This is a genomic window from Pseudoalteromonas sp. MER144-MNA-CIBAN-0113 (assembly GCF_040308965.1).
In the GTDB taxonomy this organism is placed as follows: Bacteria; Pseudomonadota; Gammaproteobacteria; order Enterobacterales; family Alteromonadaceae; genus Pseudoalteromonas; species Pseudoalteromonas tetraodonis.
In genome coordinates this window covers 1-237 of record NZ_JBEOOG010000598.1, presented here as the reverse complement: position 1 = coordinate 237, position 237 = coordinate 1, and the positions used below count along the sequence as shown (strand labels likewise).

The window sequence follows — 237 nt, the reverse complement described above, 5'->3', positions numbered from 1 at the left end:
ACACCGAACAAATGAAAACCCAAATAGAAGGGTTTTTATCAAGTGCCGATACAGTACTTGGTGGATTACGTGCGTTTGTTGAAAACGTGGTAATTAAAACAAAAGATTGCAGTCCAAGCGCTATTTGTATGCTAGTTAAAGCAAACAGCGAGTTTGCAGAAAAAGACTCAAACCTGTATGAGCTAAGCTTAGATTTAACGGCTCAATTTGAAGCCTATTTAACGCAATTATTTACCC

The 237-nt window shown here is 37.6% G+C and carries 1 pseudogene; it reads left to right on the top strand.

Features of this window, described 5'->3' with window-relative positions:
* Positions 1 to 237 (top strand): annotated as a pseudogene (locus AAEY57_RS21095) (TetR/AcrR family transcriptional regulator); the annotation flags it as partial.